The sequence below is a fragment of the Streptomyces sp. NPDC058662 genome (genome assembly GCF_042716255.1).
In the GTDB taxonomy this organism is placed as follows: Bacteria; Actinomycetota; Actinomycetes; order Streptomycetales; family Streptomycetaceae; genus Streptomyces.
The window spans coordinates 46,735-63,400 of sequence record NZ_JBHXRU010000017.1 but is presented as its reverse complement, the minus strand read 5'-3'; the positions used below and the strand labels follow the sequence as shown (position 1 = coordinate 63,400).

At 71.5% G+C, this 16,666-nt stretch carries 13 protein-coding genes; 12 read left to right on the top strand and 1 reads right to left on the bottom strand.

Translation table 11 applies throughout. The annotated features are described in order from the left end of the window. Positions 1-3 precede the first annotated feature (3 nt). The 9 genes from ACFWUQ_RS09535 to ACFWUQ_RS09495 all read left to right on the top strand — a co-directional run bounded on the left by ACFWUQ_RS09535 (position 4) and on the right by ACFWUQ_RS09495 (position 11,593). The gene (locus ACFWUQ_RS09535) at positions 4-2,034 is read left to right on the top strand and encodes a biotin carboxylase N-terminal domain-containing protein (RefSeq protein WP_384535169.1); all 2,031 of its coding nucleotides are present in this window, start codon (positions 4-6) and stop codon (positions 2,032-2,034) included. Beyond that, positions 2,031-2,975, top strand: a complete 945-nt coding sequence (locus ACFWUQ_RS09530) for a hydroxymethylglutaryl-CoA lyase (RefSeq protein ID WP_384535166.1) — start codon at positions 2,031-2,033, stop codon at positions 2,973-2,975. The genes ACFWUQ_RS09535 and ACFWUQ_RS09530 overlap by 4 nt, the downstream gene beginning before the upstream one ends. A 5-nt stretch (positions 2,976-2,980) precedes the next feature. Continuing rightward, positions 2,981-4,141, top strand: coding sequence for an acyl-CoA dehydrogenase family protein (locus tag ACFWUQ_RS09525; protein WP_384535211.1), 1,161 nt, complete (start codon positions 2,981-2,983; stop codon positions 4,139-4,141). A 144-nt stretch (positions 4,142-4,285) separates the two neighbouring features. Further along, positions 4,286-5,320: an ABC transporter substrate-binding protein gene (locus ACFWUQ_RS09520; protein WP_384535164.1), complete on the top strand. Its 1,035-nt coding sequence runs from the start codon at positions 4,286-4,288 to the stop codon at positions 5,318-5,320. 58 nt (positions 5,321-5,378) lie between these two features. Further along, complete coding sequence (locus ACFWUQ_RS09515) at positions 5,379-6,278, top strand: siderophore-interacting protein (protein ID WP_384535162.1); 900 nt, start codon at positions 5,379-5,381, stop codon at positions 6,276-6,278. 165 nt (positions 6,279-6,443) lie between these two features. Then, entirely contained in the window at positions 6,444-7,934 is a 1,491-nt protein-coding gene (locus tag ACFWUQ_RS09510) for a pyridoxal phosphate-dependent decarboxylase family protein (protein WP_384535159.1), read from the top strand. Beyond that, complete coding sequence (locus tag ACFWUQ_RS09505; RefSeq protein ID WP_384535156.1) at positions 7,918-9,228, top strand: lysine N(6)-hydroxylase/L-ornithine N(5)-oxygenase family protein; 1,311 nt, start codon at positions 7,918-7,920, stop codon at positions 9,226-9,228. Before ACFWUQ_RS09510 ends, ACFWUQ_RS09505 begins: the two co-directional genes overlap by 17 nt. Further along, positions 9,225-9,815 (top strand): GNAT family N-acetyltransferase, encoded by a 591-nt coding sequence (locus tag ACFWUQ_RS09500; protein ID WP_384535154.1) that lies wholly within the window; start codon positions 9,225-9,227, stop codon positions 9,813-9,815. The genes ACFWUQ_RS09505 and ACFWUQ_RS09500 overlap by 4 nt, the downstream gene beginning before the upstream one ends. Next, positions 9,812-11,593, top strand: coding sequence for an IucA/IucC family protein (locus tag ACFWUQ_RS09495; protein ID WP_384535152.1), 1,782 nt, complete (start codon positions 9,812-9,814; stop codon positions 11,591-11,593). The genes ACFWUQ_RS09500 and ACFWUQ_RS09495 overlap by 4 nt, the downstream gene beginning before the upstream one ends. 160 nt (positions 11,594-11,753) lie before the next feature. Here ACFWUQ_RS09495 and ACFWUQ_RS09490 read toward each other — a convergent pair whose 3' ends face one another. After that, positions 11,754-13,346: a beta-N-acetylhexosaminidase gene (locus ACFWUQ_RS09490; protein WP_384535150.1), complete on the bottom strand. Its 1,593-nt coding sequence runs from the start codon at positions 13,344-13,346 to the stop codon at positions 11,754-11,756. Positions 13,347-13,398: 52 nt separating this feature from the next. On the opposite strand from ACFWUQ_RS09490, the gene ACFWUQ_RS09485 reads away from it, so the two are divergent. The 3 genes from ACFWUQ_RS09485 (at position 13,399) to glmS (ending at position 16,613) form a co-directional block, all read left to right on the top strand. Beyond that, complete coding sequence (locus tag ACFWUQ_RS09485; RefSeq protein ID WP_384535147.1) at positions 13,399-14,313, top strand: DUF4429 domain-containing protein; 915 nt, start codon at positions 13,399-13,401, stop codon at positions 14,311-14,313. Positions 14,314-14,410: 97 nt separating this feature from the next. Continuing rightward, positions 14,411-14,686, top strand: coding sequence for a hypothetical protein (locus ACFWUQ_RS09480; RefSeq protein WP_030008735.1), 276 nt, complete (start codon positions 14,411-14,413; stop codon positions 14,684-14,686). A 109-nt stretch (positions 14,687-14,795) separates the two neighbouring features. After that, entirely contained in the window at positions 14,796-16,613 is a 1,818-nt protein-coding gene (glmS, locus tag ACFWUQ_RS09475) for a glutamine--fructose-6-phosphate transaminase (isomerizing) (protein ID WP_384535145.1), read from the top strand. Positions 16,614-16,666: the final 53 nt, after the last annotated feature.

The following is a 16,666-nucleotide window of genomic DNA, read 5'->3' as shown; positions in this document are numbered from 1 at the left end:
CTGATGTTCAGCACTGTTCTGGTCGCCAACCGCGGCGAGATCGCCGTACGCGTCATCCGCACCCTGCGGCAGCTCGGGGTGCGGTCCGTGGCCGTCTTCAGCGACGCGGACGCGGACGCCCGGCACGTACGGGAGGCCGACACGGCCGTCCGGATCGGCCCCGCCGCGGCCGCCGAGAGCTACCTGTCGGTGGAGCGGCTGCTCGACGCGGCCCGCCGCACCGGGGCCGAGGCCGTCCACCCCGGCTACGGCTTCCTCGCCGAGAACGCCGCCTTCGCGCGGGCCTGCGCCGAGGCCGGGCTGGCCTTCATCGGGCCGCCCGCGAGCGCCATCTCCCTGATGGGCGACAAGATCCGGGCCAAGGAGACGGTCGAGGCGGCGGGCGTGCCCGTCGTCCCCGGCTCCTCCGGCAGCGGTCTGACCGACGCCGAACTGACCGACGCCGCCGTGAAGATCGGCATGCCGGTGCTGCTGAAGCCCTCCGCGGGCGGCGGCGGCAAGGGCATGCGCCTGGTCCGCGACGAGGCGGTGCTCGGCGAGGAGATCGCGGCGGCCCGCCGCGAGGCACGGTCCTCCTTCGGCGACGACACCCTGCTCGTGGAGCGGTGGGTGGACCGGCCCCGGCACATCGAGATCCAGGTCCTGGCGGACGCCCACGGCAACGTGGTCCACCTGGGCGAGCGGGAGTGCTCGCTCCAGCGGCGCCACCAGAAGGTGATCGAGGAGGCGCCGAGCGTCCTGCTGACGCCGGACTTGCGGGCCTCGATGGGGGCGGCGGCCGTGGAGGCCGCCCGTTCCTGCGGCTACGTCGGCGCGGGCACGGTGGAGTTCATCGTCCCGGGCGGGGACCCGTCCTCCTACTACTTCATGGAGATGAACACCCGGCTCCAGGTCGAGCACCCGGTGACCGAGCTCGTCACCGGGCTGGACCTGGTCGAGCAGCAGCTGCGGGTGGCCTCCGGCGCTCCCCTCGGCTTCACCCAGGCGGACGTCCGGCTGACCGGCCACGCCATCGAGGCCCGCGTCTGCGCCGAGGACCCGGCGCGGGGGTTCCTGCCCTCCGGCGGCACCGTGCTGGCCCTGTCCGAGCCGTCGGGCGGGGCGGTGCGCACCGACTCCGGGCTGACGGCGGGGGTCCCCGTGGGCTCCGCCTACGACCCGATGCTGTCCAAGGTCATCGCGTACGGGCCCGACCGGGCCAGTGCCCTGCGGGTGCTGCGGGGGGCGCTGGCCGACACCGTGATCCTCGGCGTGCAGACCAACGCCGGCTTCCTGCGGAGGCTGCTGGCCCACCCCGACGTGGTGTCGGGCGACCTGGACACGGGCCTGGTCGAGCGCGACCTGCCGACCCTCCTGCCGGAGGGAGTCCCGGACGAGGTGTACGCCACCGCGGTCCTGCTGGCGCGGGCGGCCGCCACCGGGCCCCGGACGGGCTGGATCGACCCGTTCGACATCCCGAACGGCTGGCGCCTGGGCGGTACCCCGGCCTGGACGGTCCACTGGCTGCGCCTCCCCGGCCAGGAGCCGGTACGGATCGAGACACGGCCGGCCGGGGCGGATCCCGCCGCGCCGGAGTTCGAGACGCGGGGTCCCGGGCAGGGCGACACGGCGCCGGCCCGCGCCCGCATCGTGGCCCGCACCGCCGACACCGTCACCGTGGAACTCGACGGGGTCACGCACCGGTTCAGCCACGCCGCCTCACCCGAGGGGACCTGGCTCGGCCGCGACGGCGACAGCTGGCACGTGCAGCGCCACGACCCCGTCGAGGCGAACCTCGGCGGCGGCGCCCGCGGCGGCGCCGATACCCTCGCCGCCCCCATGCCGGGCACCGTCACCGTCGTCAAGGTCGCCGTCGGCGACCGCGTCGCCGCCGGCCAGGGCCTGCTCGTCGTCGAGGCCATGAAGATGGAGCACGTCATCTCCGCCCCGCACGCCGGCACGGTCACCGAGCTCGACGTGACCCCCGGCACCACCGTCGCCATGGACCAGGTCCTGGCCGTCGTCACCCCGGAAGCGGAGGAGGAGGGCGCATGAGCGGCCTGCCCATGACCGTCCCGGCGCCCGGACTCCCGGCCCGGGTGCGCATCCACGAGGTCGGCGCCCGGGACGGGCTGCAGAACGAGGCGACCACCGTCCCCACCGCCGTCAAGGCCGAGTTCGTGCACCGGCTCGCCGCGGCCGGCCTCACCACCATCGAGGCCACCAGCTTCGTGCACCCCAAGTGGGTGCCCCAGCTCGCGGACGCGGAGCAGCTCTTCCCGCTGCTCGCCGACGTGCGGGCGGCGCTGCCGGTCCTCGTGCCCAACGAGCGCGGCCTCGACCGCGCGCTCGACCTCGGGGCCACCCGTATCGCGGTCTTCGGGTCGGCGACCGAGACCTTCGCCGCGCGCAACCTCAACCGCACCGTCGCCGAGTCCCTCGCCATGTTCGAGCCCGTCGTGGCGCGGGCGAAGGCGTCCGCCGAGCGGCCGGTCCACGTGCGCGGGTACCTGTCGATGTGCTTCGGCGATCCCTGGGAGGGCCCCGTCCCGGTCCGCCAGGTCGTCTCCGTGGCCCGGGCGCTGCTCGACCTCGGCTGCGACGAGCTGAGCCTCGGGGACACGATCGGCGTCGCCACTCCCGGCCACGTCCAGGAGCTGCTCGCCGCGCTCAACGGGGCCGGGATCGCGACCGACCGGATCGGCGTGCACTTCCACGACACCTACGGCCAGGCCCTGTCCAACACCCTCGCCGCGCTCCAGTGCGGCGTGACCACGGTCGACGCCTCCGCCGGGGGCCTCGGCGGCTGCCCGTACGCCAAGAGCGCCACCGGCAACCTCGCCACCGAGGACCTGGTGTGGATGCTCGACGGCCTCGGCATCGAGACCGGGGTCGATCTGGCCGCCCTCACCGCCACAAGCGTGTGGATGGCCGAACAGCTGGGACGCCCCAGCCCCTCCCGTACCGTCCGCGCCCTCTCCCACAAGGAGCAGTGACAGACATGCCCCTCGACCACCGGCTCACCCCCGAGCACGAGGAACTCCGCCGTACCGTCGAGGCGTTCGCGCACGACGTGGTCGCGCCGAAGATCGGCGACCTGTACGAGCGGCACGAGTTCCCCTACGAGATCGTCGCCGAGATGGGCCGCATGGGCCTGTTCGGCCTGCCCTTCCCCGAGGAGTACGGCGGCATGGGCGGCGACTACCTCGCGCTCGGCATCGCCCTGGAGGAGCTGGCCCGCGTCGACTCCTCGGTCGCCATCACCCTGGAGGCGGGGGTCTCCCTCGGCGCCATGCCCCTCTACCTCTTCGGCTCCGAGGAGCAGAAGCGGCGGTGGCTGCCGAAGATGTGCTCCGGCGAGGTCCTGGGCGCCTTCGGCCTGACGGAGCCGGGCGCCGGCAGCGACGCGGGCGGCACCCGCACCACCGCGGTCCGCGAGGGCGACGAGTGGGTCATCAACGGTTCGAAGTGCTTCATCACCAACTCCGGTACGGACATCACCGGTCTGGTCACCGTCACGGCCGTGACGGGCCGCAAGGCGGACGGCCGTCCGGAGATCTCCTCGATCATCGTCCCGTCCGGCACCCCCGGCTTCACGGTGGCCGCGCCCTACTCCAAGGTCGGTTGGAACGCCTCGGACACCCGTGAGCTGTCCTTCGACGGCGTCCGGGTGCCGCTGGCCAACCTGGTGGGCGAGGAGGGCCGCGGGTACGCGCAGTTCCTGCGCATCCTGGACGAGGGCCGGATCGCCATCTCCGCGCTCGCCACCGGCCTGGCGCAGGGCTGCGTGGACGAGTCGGTGAAGTACGCCCGGGAGCGGCACGCGTTCGGCAAGGCGATCGGCGACAACCAGGCCGTCCAGTTCAAGCTGGCGGACATGGAGATGCGCGCGCACATGGCCCGGATCGGCTGGCGCGACGCGGCCTCCCGGCTGGTGGCGGGCGAGCCGTTCAAGAAGGAGGCGGCGATCGCGAAGCTGTACTCCTCCACGGTGGCCGTGGACAACGCCCGTGAGGCCACGCAGATCCACGGCGGCTACGGGTTCATGAACGAGTACCCGGTGGCGCGAATGTGGCGGGATTCCAAGATCCTGGAGATCGGTGAGGGCACCAGCGAGGTGCAGCGCATGCTGATCGCCCGTGAGCTGGGATTCTCCGCCTGAGGCGCGGACTTGCGCACGCGTGCGTGAGCTGAGGGGGGCCCGAAAAAAAACCGGGCCCCCCTTACCGTTTCAGGCCAAGGTTAGGCTAACCTTCCCTCCGAACGGCCCCGTGGCCGCCCTGCACGTACGAAAGCGGACATCGACATGCCCAAGTCCCGATCCTCCCTCCTGACCCGCCGTGGCCTCATAGCCGCCGGCGGCGCCCTCGGCCTCGTCGCGGCGCTCACCGCGTGCGGCGGCGGCGACGCGGCGAAGGGCGACGACAAGGACAAGGGCGGCGCGGCCTCGGGTCCGTGGACCTTCAAGGACGACCTCGGCAAGGACGTCAGCACCAAGTCCACGCCGAAGAACATCGTGGCCTTCACCGGCACCGCGGCCGCGCTGTACGACTACGGCATCCAGGTCAAGGGCGTCTTCGGCCCGACGAAGACCGCCGACGGCAAGCCCGACGTCCAGGCCGGCTCGATGGACATCTCCAAGGTCGAGATCCTCGGCAACGTCTACGACGAGTTCAACGTCGAGAAGTACGCGGCCCTCCAGCCCGACCTGCTCGTCACCAACACCTGGGACGGCACCCTCTGGTACGTGCCCGAGGCCTCCAAGGACAAGATCCAGCAGCTGGCCCCGGCCGCCGCCATCTCCGTGGGCGGCGACGCCACCCTCGACAAGGCCCTGGCCCGCACCGCGGACCTCGCCAAGGCCCTGGGCGCCGACCTGAACGCCAAGAAGACCGTGGACGCGAAGGCCCGCTTCGAGGCCGCCGCCGCCAAGCTCCGCGAGGCCACCAAGGCCAACCCGGGCATCAAGGTGCTCGTCGGCTCCGGCTCCGCCGACCTGTTCTACGTCTCCACCCCGAAGACCTCCGCGGACCTCAAGTACTTCGAGTCCCTCGGCGTCGAGTTCATCACCCCGGAGAAGCTCGACGAGGGCGGCTTCTTCGAGAGCCTGAGCTGGGAGAACGCCGGCAAGTACAAGGCCGATGTCGTCCTGCTCGACAACCGCACGGGCACCCTGCAGCCGGAGGACCTGAAGGCGAAGGCCACGTGGGCCGAGCTGCCGGCGGTCAAGGCCGGCCAGATCACCCCGCGCGTGACCGAGCCGATCTACTCGTACGAGAAGTGCGCCCAGCTCCTGGAGGACCTCGCGAAGTCCATCCAGGGCGCCAAGAAGGTCAGCTAGTCCAGTTGAGTCCCGGCGCCCTCGGGCGCCGGAGCGACTCCCAGGGGGGATTCTCCGCATGACCGCCACCGCGCCCGACGCCCCGGCCGTCGCCCACTTCCGGTTCTTCGCACTGGAGGTGCTGCGCACGCGCCGCCTCGGCCACTCGTTCCTGCGCGTCACGTTCGGCGGGGAGTCCCTCGCGGACTTCCGCTCGGGCGGCTTCGACCAGAGCCTGTCGCTGTTCCTGCCGCCGGCCGGACGGGAGCACACCGAGCTCCCGTCCACGGACGAGGACACCTGGTTCGGGGCCTGGCGCGCGATGCCGGACGCGGACCGACCGGTCATGCGCTCGTACACCGTGCGCGAGCAGCGCCGTACGCCCGAGGGCGCGGACGAGGTCGACATCGACTTCGTCCTGCACGGGGAGGGCTCGCCCGCGTCCCGCTGGGCCGGCCGAGCCGTCGTCGGCCACCGGATCCTCGCGATCGGCCCGGCCGTCGCGGAGAACAAGTCCGTACGGTTCCAGCCGCCGGCCGCCACCGACGCGGTCTGGATGTACGCCGACGAGACCGCGCTGCCCGCCGCGGCCGCGATCCTGGACCGGCTGTCCGCCGGGACCCGGGTGCGGGCCTGGTTCGAGGTCCCGCACGCGGACGACCGCTTGGACCTGGCCGCCCCCGCCGGGGCGGACATCACCTGGATCGTGCGCGGGAGCGCGGGGCGCGAGCGCACCGAGCAGGTCCTGGAGGCACTGCGGGCGGACGGTCCGGCCGCCGCGCGGAGCCCGTACGTGTGGCTGGCGGGCGAGGCCGGCACCGTTCGCGCCGTGCGCCGCCACTTCGTGCAGGAACGCTCCGTCGACCGGCGCGCGGTGCGCTTCACGGGGTACTGGCGGCTGGGGGCCAGCGAGGAGGAGCTGCTGGCCGAGGCGTACGCAGGCCAGGCGGCCAGCGAGGACCCCGCGTCCGAGTTGTAGCCGCGACGGGATCGGCGCGCGCCGCCAACTCCCGCCGTTCGCAAGGAATTCACCGTTGGGCCCCGGCTTCCGGCCGGGGCCCAACGGCATTTGGCTTGTAAGTTAGGTTAGGCTAGCCTAAGCACAACACCGCCCACCCCCCTCTTCCCTGCCGGAGGAAAGTTGATGCGTTCGCATCTGCTCAACGAGACGACCGCGGACATCTACCGGCGTACCGTCACCGAGGGAGTCGAGCGCGTGGCCGCCAAACTGGCCACCACGGAGCGCCCCCACACGGGCATATCCGTCGACGAACTCGCCCCCGTCATCAACGGGATCGACCTGGACCGTCCGCTGGAGGACCCGGCCGCCGTCCTCGACGAACTGGAAGAGGTCTACCTCCGGGACGCGGTGTACTTCCACCACCCGCGCTACCTCGGCCACCTCAACTGCCCGGTCGTCATCCCGGCGGTCCTCGCCGAGGCGGTCCTGTCGGCCGTCAACTCCTCGCTCGACACCTGGGACCAGTCCATCGGCGGCACGCTCATCGAGCGCCGCCTCATCGACTGGACGGCCCAGCGCATCGGCCTCGGCCCCGCCGCGGACGGCATCTTCACCTCGGGCGGCAGCCAGTCCAACTTCCACGCCCTGCTCCTGGCCCGCGACGAGGCCTGCCGGATCGTCATGCAGCGCGCCCTGAACGAGGGCCGCGAGCTCGCCAAGTCCGAAGTCCTGCCCAAGCTCCGCATCTTCACCTCCGAGGCCAGCCACTTCAGCGTGAAGAAGTCGGCCGCCATGCTCGGACTCGGCTACGAGGCCGTGATCTCCGTGCCCGTGGACCGCAACCGCCGGATGGACACCTCGGTCCTCGCCCTTGAGCTTGAGGACTGCGCCCGCGAAGGCCTCTTCCCGATGGCCGTCGTCGCCACCGCCGGCACCACCGACTTCGGGTCCATCGACCCGCTCCCCGAGATCGCCCGCCTGACCTCCGAGCACTCCGCGTGGATGCACGTGGACGCCGCGTACGGCTGCGGACTGCTGGTCTCCCCCACCCGCCGGCACCTCCTCGACGGCATCGAGCACGCCGACTCGGTCACGGTCGACTACCACAAGTCGTTCTTCCAGCCGGTGAGCTCCAGCGCGATGCTGGTCCGCGACCGCGACACCCTCAAGCACGCCACGTACCACGCGGACTACCTCAACCCGCGGCGGATGGCCGAGGAGCGGATCCCCAACCAGGTCGACAAGTCGATCCAGACCACGCGCCGGTTCGACGCCCTCAAGCTCTGGATGACCCTGCGCGTCATGGGCGCCGACGGCATCGGCTCGCTGTTCGACGAGGTCATCGACCTCGCCGCCGCCGGCTGGGACATCATCGCGGCCGACCCCCGCTTCGAGGTCGTCGTCAAGCCGCAGATCTCCACCCTGGTCTTCCGCTACTCCCCCGAGGGCGAGGTGCGCCAGGACGTCGTCGACGAGGCCAACCTGCACGCCCGCAAGGCCCTGTTCGCCTCCGGCGAGGCCGTCGTGGCGGGCACCAAGGTCGACGGCAAGCAGTACCTGAAGTTCACCCTGCTCAACCCGCAGACCACGACGGCCGACATCGCGGCCGTCCTCGACCTCCTCGCGTCCCACGCCGAGCAGTACCTGGGAGAATCCCTTGTCCACGCCTCGTGAACCCCGTCGGCCCCTCGACTTCATCGGTATCGGCCTGGGGCCCTTCAACCTGGGGCTCGCCTGCCTGACCGCGCCGATCGACGAGCTCGACGGACTCTTCATCGAGTCGAAGCCGCACTTCGAGTGGCACGCCGGGATGTTCCTGGACGGCGCCCACCTGCAGACCCCGTTCATGTCGGACCTGGTCACCCTCGCGGACCCGACCTCCCCCTTCTCCTTCCTGAACTACCTGAAGGACAAGGACCGGCTGTACTCCTTCTACATCCGGGAGAACTTCTACCCGCTGCGGGCCGAGTACAACGACTACTGCCGCTGGGCCGCCGACCGCCTCGACAACGTGCTGTACTCGACCTCCGTCACCGAGGTCACCTACGACGAGGCCGCCGGCCTGTACGAGGTCCGCACGGACAAGGGCGAGACCCACCGCGCACGCCGCCTGGTCCTGGGCACCGGCACCCCGCCGTTCGTCCCCGAGGCCTGCGCGAACCTCGGCGGCGACTTCACGCACAACTCGGCCTACATGCAGAACAAGGCCGAGCTCCAGAAGAAGAAGTCGATCACCCTGGTCGGCTCCGGGCAGAGCGCCGCCGAGATCTACTACGACCTCCTCGCGGAGATCGACGTGTACGGCTACCAGCTCAACTGGATCACCCGCTCGCCGCGGTTCTTCCCGCTGGAGTACACGAAGCTGACGCTGGAGATGACCTCCCCCGAGTACGTGGACTACTTCCACGCCCTCCCCGAGGACACCCGCTACCGGCTGGAGACCCAGCAGAAGAACCTCTTCAAGGGCATCGACGGCGATCTGATCAACGCGATCTTCGACCTGCTCTACCAGAAGAAGATCACCATGCCGGGCGCCGTCCCCACCACGCTGCTCACGAACACCTCGCTGAACACCACGGCGTACGACACCACCACGGGCACCTACACCCTGGGGCTGCGCCAGGAGGAGCAGGAGCGGGACTTCACGCTCAGCACCGAGGGCCTGGTGCTGGCCACCGGCTACAAGTACACCGTGCCCGAGTTCCTGGCGCCCGTGCGCGACCGCCTGAACTTCGACGGCCGCGGCCGGCTGGACGCCGCCCGCAACTACACCGTCGACACCGCCGGCCGGGCCGTCTTCCTCCAGAACGGCACGACCCACAACCACTCCCTCACCTCCCCCGACCTGGGCATGGCCGCGTACCGCAACGCGTTCATCGTCAGTGAGCTGCTCGGCCGCGAGTACTACAAGGTCGAGAAGTCCATCGCGTTCCAGCAGTTCGCCGCCCCGGAAGGCACGCACGCATGAGCACCACCACCACGGAGATCCTCTACAGCCGCACCGACGCGGCGCTGGGGACCTTCTCCGTCCGACCGCTCGACCCGTTCAAGGACGGCGAGCTCCTGCACAGCTGGGTGACGCACCCCAAGGCCGAGTTCTGGCTGATGCAGGGCATGTCGCTGCCGGACGTCGAGCGCGAGTACATGAAGATCGCCGCGGCCGAGCACCACCAGGCCTACATCGGCCTGCACGAGGGCCGGCCCGCCTTCCTCATGGAGACCTACGACCCCTCCCGGCTGGAGCTGGTCGGCCTCTACGACGCCCGGCCGGGCGACGTCGGCATGCACTTCCTCGTCGCGCCGAGCGACGAGCGGCTGCACGGCTTCACCCGCGCGGTCATCACCACCGTCATGGCGGCCGTCTTCGCCGACCCCTCGGCCGAGCGCGTCGTGGTCGAGCCGGACGTCCGCAACACCGCCGTGCACGCCCTGAACGAGGTCGTCGGCTTCGTGCCGGACGCCCCGGTCCAGAAGCCGGAGAAGGTCGCCCTGCTCAGCTTCTGCACCCGCGAGCAGTTCACCGCCGCCACCACCGCCCTGGGGGTCTCCATATGAGCCTCACCGACGCCGTCTCCCACCTCACGCCCGAGCTGTGGGCCCGCGCCAACCGCGCCCTGGTCCGCAAGGCCCTCGCGGAGTTCTCCCACGAGCGGCTGCTGACCCCGAAGCCGCTGGGCTCCGGCCGCTACGCGGTACTCAGCGACGACTCCTCGGTCGAGTACCGCTTCGAGGCCGTTCTGCACGCCCTGGACCACTGGGCGGTGGACGAGGCCTCCATCACCCGCCACCGCGACGGCGCCGAGCTCCCGCTGGACGCGCTCGACTTCCACATCGAGATGCGCGAGTCCCTCGGCCTGAGCCCCGAGGTCCTGCCGGTCTACCTGGAGGAGATCTCCTCCACCCTCGCCGGCTCGGGCTTCAAGTACACCAAGCCGCAGGTCTCCTCCGCCGTCCTCGCGAAGTCCTCCTTCCAGGACATCGAGACGGGGATGACCGAGGGCCACCCGTGCTTCGTCGCGAACAACGGCCGCCTCGGATTCGGTGTGCACGACTACCTGTCGTACGCCCCCGAGACCGCGAGCCCCGTCCACCTCGTATGGGTGGCGGCCCGCAAGGACGTGTCCACCTTCACCGCCGGCGCGGGCCTGGACCACGACTCCTTCATGCGCGAGGAGCTGGGCGAGGAGACCCTCGCCGCCTTCGCCGGGCGGATGGCCGCGCTGGGCCTGGACCTCGCGGACTTCCACCTCTTCCCGGTGCACCCCTGGCAGTGGTGGAACAAGACCGCGGTCACCTTCTCCGCCGAGATCGCCAACCAGCGCCTGGTCCTGCTGGGCGAGGGCCCGGACGCGTACCTCGCGCAGCAGTCGATCCGTACGTTCTTCAACCGCAGCGCTCCGCGCAAGCACTACGTGAAGACGGCCATCTCGGTCCTCAACATGGGCTTCTTGCGCGGCCTGTCCGCCGCCTACATGGAAGCCACCCCGGCCATCAACGACTGGCTGCACCAGCTGATCGAGGGCGACGAGGTGCTGCGGTCGGTGGACTTCTCGATCATCCGCGAGCGTGCGGCGATCGGCTACCACCACCGCCAGTACGAGCGGGCGACCGACCGGTACTCCCCGTACCGCAAGATGCTGGCGGCGCTGTGGCGCGAGTCGCCGGTCAACTCCATCGAGGGGGACGAGCGCCTCGCCACGATGGCGTCCCTCCTGCACGTGGACGCCGAGGGCAAGTCCTTCGTGGGCGCGCTGATCGCCGAGTCGGGCCTGACCCCCGCCGAGTGGCTGCGCTCGTACCTGCGCGCCTACCTGGTCCCGCTGCTGCACTGCTTCTACCAGTACGACCTCGCGTACATGCCGCACGGCGAGAACACCATCCTCGTCATCGAGGGCGGCGTGGTGAAGCGGGCGATCTTCAAGGACATCGCCGAGGAGATCGTCGTCATGGACCCCCACGCGGTCCTGCCGCCGGCGGTCGAGCGGGTCCGGGCGGACGTCCCGGAGGACATGAAGCTGCTGTCGATCTTCACGGACGTCTTCGACTGCTTCTTCCGCTTCCTCGGCTCGATCCTGGCGTCGGAGGGCATCTGCGAGGAGGACACCTTCTGGCGGGCGGTCGCGGAGTGCGGCCAGGAGTACCAGGACTCGATGCCGCAGCTCGCGGAGCGCTTCGAGCGGTACGACCTCTTCGCCGAGGAGTTCCAGCTGTCCTGCCTGAACCGCCTCCAGCTGCGCAACAACAAGCAGATGGTCGACCTCGCCGACCCGTCCGCCGCGCTCCAGCTGATCGGCACCCTGCGCAACCCCGTCGCGGCCCACGCCCGGCGGTGAAGGACCGGACGGGCGCGCCTTCCGCACACGGCCCCTCGGGAGCGCGCCCGTCCACCCCGGTGTGACGGCGTGTCCGCGAAGCCCTGACCGGCCCTCTTCGCGGACGCGCCGTCACGCGCGCCGCCGGCCCGCCCGGCGGGCCGGCGGGCTCACCGGTGCGCTAGGACCACGGCACGTCCGGCGCCTTGTGGTAGGCGATCCCCTGCGCGTCGAGCCGAGGCCCCTGCGCCGCGAGGCGCCTGCTGTACGAGGCCCAGTCGAGCGCGCCGGCCGGCGACCACCCCAGCTCCGCCAGCCCCAGCACCCGGGGGAAGGCCATCAGCTCCCAGTCCCCGCGCGTGGCGACGGTCTCCGTCCACAGCGGCGCCTCCACACCCAGCACGGCGGATTCCGGTACTCCGGCCAGGTAGGCGCCCGGGTCCCAGGAGTAGGCCCGCTTCACCGGGACGTAGCCCGCCCAGGCCAGCCCGGGCTTCGTCGCCGCGTCGTACTTCATGTCCAGGTAGAGCCGGTCCGCCGGCGACAGGATCAACCGGTGGCCCGCCGCGGCCGCCGCGCTCACGGCCGCCTTCTCGGCGGCCGGGGTCCGGTCGTGCCCCCAGTACTGGATCACCGCTCCGGGCGCCGGACGGGCGGACGCCAGCTGGTGCCAGGCCACCACCGTCTTGCCGTGCCGTCCCACCACCGCCTGCGCCCGGTCCATGAAGGCCGCGTAGTCCGCCGCGGGCGTCTGGTGCGCCTCGTCGCCGCCGATGTGCAGGTAGCGGCCCGGCGTGAGGGCGGCGAGCTCCCCGAGCACGTCGTCGACGAACTCGTAGGTCCGCTCCTTGCCGACGCACAGGGAGCTGAAGCCCACCTTGATCCCGGTGTACCGCTCGGGCGCCTTCCCGTCGCAGGTCAGCTCCGGGTAGGAGGCCAGGGCGGCGTTCACGTGCCCCGGCATGTCGATCTCCGGGACCACGTCCACGTACCGCTCCGCCGCGTGGGCGACGAGCCGCCGGTAGTCGTCCTTCGTCCAGTACCCGCCCGGGCCGCCGCCGACCTCGGTGCCGCCGCCGTACTCGGCCAGCCTCGGCCAGGAGTCGACGGCCAGGCGCCATCCCTGGTCGTCGGTCAGGTGCACGTGCAGGGCGTTGACCTTGTACTGGGCGAGCTGGTCGACGTACCGCATCACCTGCTCCACCGTGAAGTGGTGCCGCGCGATGTCGATCATCGCCCCCCGGTACGCGAAGCGGGGCCGGTCGGTGACCGTCCCCCCGGGCACCGCGCCCGGTCCGGACCGCGGGAGCAACTGCCGCAGGGTCTGCCCCGCGTGGAAGAGGCCGGCCGGCGTCCGCGCGGTGAGGGTGATGCCACCGGGGCGGGACTCCAGCCGGTACCCCTCGTCGCCGACCCCCTCGCTGTCCCTGTCGATGCGCAGCCGGATGCCGTCCCCCTGCGCCCCGTCGACCACCGGCAGCGGCAGCCCGCTCGGGCCGCGCAGCTGCTCGGCGAGGAGTTCACCGACCCTGCGGACCTCCTCCCCGGGTCCCGGGCCGGTACGGATGACCGTGCCCGGCCCCAGCGTGTAGCCGGGGCCCTCGGCGCGCGCCGAGACGGGCGCGGGCAGCAGCCGGTCGAAGGGGGCGAGGGCGGCGGGCGGGTCGTCGCCGGGTCTGGCGTCGTCGCCGCGGGCGGCGGCGCAGGCCGTGAGCAGGGCCGGGGCCAGGCCGAGGGCGAGGAGGGCGCCGAGCGTGCGTCGCAGGACTCTCATGCGCTCAGGTATAGGCCAAGGGGGCCGCCGCGGCCGGTGCGAGAATGCCCGGATGGCGGAAATCATCCAGAAGGACGGCACCTGGACCTTCGACGGGGACGTGGTGCGTATCGTGCCCGGCCGCGACAAGGGGGTGGGGCTCCTGCGCCAGAACCTCGGCGAAGTCACCGTGCCGCTGCGCGCCCTGGCCGGGATCAGCTTCGAACCGGGCCGCAGGGCGGGCCGGTTGAGGCTGCGGCTGCGTGAGGGCGCGGACCCGCTGCTCCAGGTGACCGGCGGACGCCTGCCGGAGGCCTCCGACCCGTACCGGCTGACCGTGGAGCCGGACCGGGCGGGGGTGGCGGAGTACGTCGTGGACGAGGTGCGGCGCGCCCTGCTGCTGGAGCAGGTGGGGAGCGGCCCGGTGTCGGAGTACCTGCTGTCCGGGCCGTCGGTGCCGATCACGGTGGGGGCGGGGGACGGGACGGTGGGCTTCGACGGGGACCGGGTCACGCTGGAGTGGAACTGGAAGACGGAGGACGCCAAGAGCTCCGGCGGGCCGCGCGGCTTCCGGGTCGCCGACCTGGGCACGGTGGAGTGGTTCCCGGCGGCGGGGCTGGAGAACGGGTGGATCCGCTTCGCCCTGGCGGGCGCGCCGCCCGCTCCGGCGCCCAAGTACGACCCGTACGCGGTGGAGTTGTTCGGCTTCAAGAAGGACCCGCTGATGGCGCTGGTCGCGGCGGCCGTGGCGGTACGGATGCCGCACCCCTCGGCGGCCCGGTCGGCGGGGCCCGGCGCCGCCGCCGGGGCCGTCCTCGCGCCGGCGTCCGTCCCGGCGGTGGAGGCGGTGCGCGCCGCGCGGGAGCCCGCCGCGGACCACGACGCCCTGCTGCGCCGGCTGCGCGAGCTGGGCGACCTGCACCAGGCGGGCGTCCTCACGGCGGAGGAGTTCACGACCGCCAAGCAGGCCGTTTTGCGCAGTTTCTAACCGGATCACTCCATTCCTCTGGTCCAGACCAGGAGGATCCTGCCCGGAATCGGGCAGGATCTTTGCTTTCACCGCCGTCTCCCGCCAGTATCTACGGGTGCTCGATCGCCGCCCGTCGCATGACGACCTCGTCGACCACCTGGTGCGCAGCACCGCGCTGCAGCGCGGCGAGGCCGCCCGGGTGGTACTCGACGTGCTCGCCTACTTCGACGAGACGACCGAGGAGTTCGTCCGCCGCCGCCACCGGGAACTGCAGTCCGGTGGAGCGGTGAACGCGGAGATCTTCGAACGGATCGCCGCCGAACTGCCGCACCGCGCCGTGGCACCCCCGGAGCTCTCGCTCCGGCAGCTGCGACGCATCGTCTACGGCTGACCCGCGGCGGGGCGGCGACAGGGCAGCGGCCCGGGACCGGGGAGAACCCGCCGGCGGGGCCGCGCATCGAGCACAGGCACGAACCGAACTTCAGGAGGGGCAGAACCGTATGTGCGGAATCGTCGGTTACATCGGCAAGCGTGACGTGGCACCGCTGCTGCTGGAAGGCCTGCAGCGACTGGAGTACCGCGGGTACGACTCCGCGGGCATCGTCGTGAACAGCCCGAAGGCCACCGCTCTGAAGGTGGTCAAGGCCAAGGGCCGGGTCCGCGAGCTGGAGTCCCGCGTCCCCAAGCGCTTCGCCGGCACCACCGGCATCGCCCACACCCGCTGGGCCACGCACGGCGCCCCGAGCGACATCAACTCGCACCCGCACCTCGACACCGAGAACAAGGTCGCCGTCGTCCACAACGGCATCGTCGACAACGCCGACGAGCTGCGCGCCAAGCTGTCGGCCGAGGGCGTCGTCTTCGTCTCGGAGACCGACACCGAGGTCATCGTCCACCTGATCGCCCGCTCCGAGGCCGACTCCCTGGAGGAGAAGGTCCGCGAGGCCGTCAAGGCGATCGAGGGCACCTACGGCATCGCCGTCATGCACGCCGACTTCGCCGACCGCATCGTCGTCGCCCGCAACGGCTCGCCGGTCGTCCTGGGCATCGGCGAGAAGGAGATGTTCGTCGCCTCGGACGTCGCCGCGCTGGTCGCCCACACCCGCCAGGTCGTCACTCTCGACGACGGCGAGATGGCCACCCTCAAGGCCGACGACTTCCGCACCTACACCACCAGCGGCGCGACCACGACGGCGACGCCGGAGACCGTGGAGTGGGAGGCCGCCTCGTACGACATGGGCGGCCACGACACGTACATGCACAAGGAGATCTCCGAGCAGCCCGACGCGGTCGACCGCGTGCTGCGCGGCCGGATCGACGACCGCTTCAACACCGTGCACCTGGGCGGCCTGAACCTGGACCCGCGCGAGGCGCGCGGCATCCGCCGGGTCAAGATCCTGGGCTGCGGCACCTCGTACCACGCCGGCCTCATCGGCGCCGGCCTCATCGAGGGCATGGCCCGCATCCCGGCGGACGCCGAGCCGGCCTCCGAGTTCCGCTACCGCAACCCGGTCGTGGACCCCGACACCCTGTACATCGCGGTCTCGCAGTCCGGTGAGACGTACGACGTGCTCGCGGCCGTGCAGGAGCTCAAGCGCAAGGGCGCCCGCGTCCTCGGCGTGGTCAACGTGGTCGGCTCCGCCATCGCCCGCGAGGCCGACGGCGGCGTGTACGTGCACGCCGGCCCGGAGGTATGCGTCGTCTCCACCAAGTGCTTCACCAACACGGTCGTGGCCTTCGCCCTGCTGGCCGTGCACCTGGGCCGCATCCGCGACCTGTCGGTCACCGACGGCAAGCGGATCATCGAGGGCCTGCGCCGGCTGCCCGCGCAGATCCAGGAGATCCTGGAGGGCGAGGAGGACATCAAGAAGCTCGCGGCCGAGTACGCCGAGGCCAAGTCGATGATGTTCATCGGCCGTGTTCGCGGTTACCCGGTGGCCCTTGAGGCCTCGCTCAAGCTCAAAGAGATCTCCTACATCCACGCCGAGGCCTACCCGGCCTCCGAGCTCAAGCACGGCCCGCTCGCCCTGATCGAGCCGGCGATGCCGACGATCGCGATCGTCCCGGACGACGACCTGCTGGAGAAGAACCGCGCGGCGCTGGAGGAGATCAAGGCCCGCAGCGGCCGCATCCTCGCGGTCGCCCACCGCGAGCAGGAGAAGGCGGACCACACCATCGTCGTCCCGAAGAACGAGGACGAGCTGGACCCGATCCTGATGGGCATCCCGCTCCAGCTCCTGGCGTACCACACCGCCCTGGCCCTGGGCCGGGACATCGACAAGCCCCGCAACCTGGCGAAGTCGGTCACGGTCGAGTAGCCGCACCCGCCCCGCATGCGTACGGCCCCCGGGGGATTCCCCGGGGGCCGTAC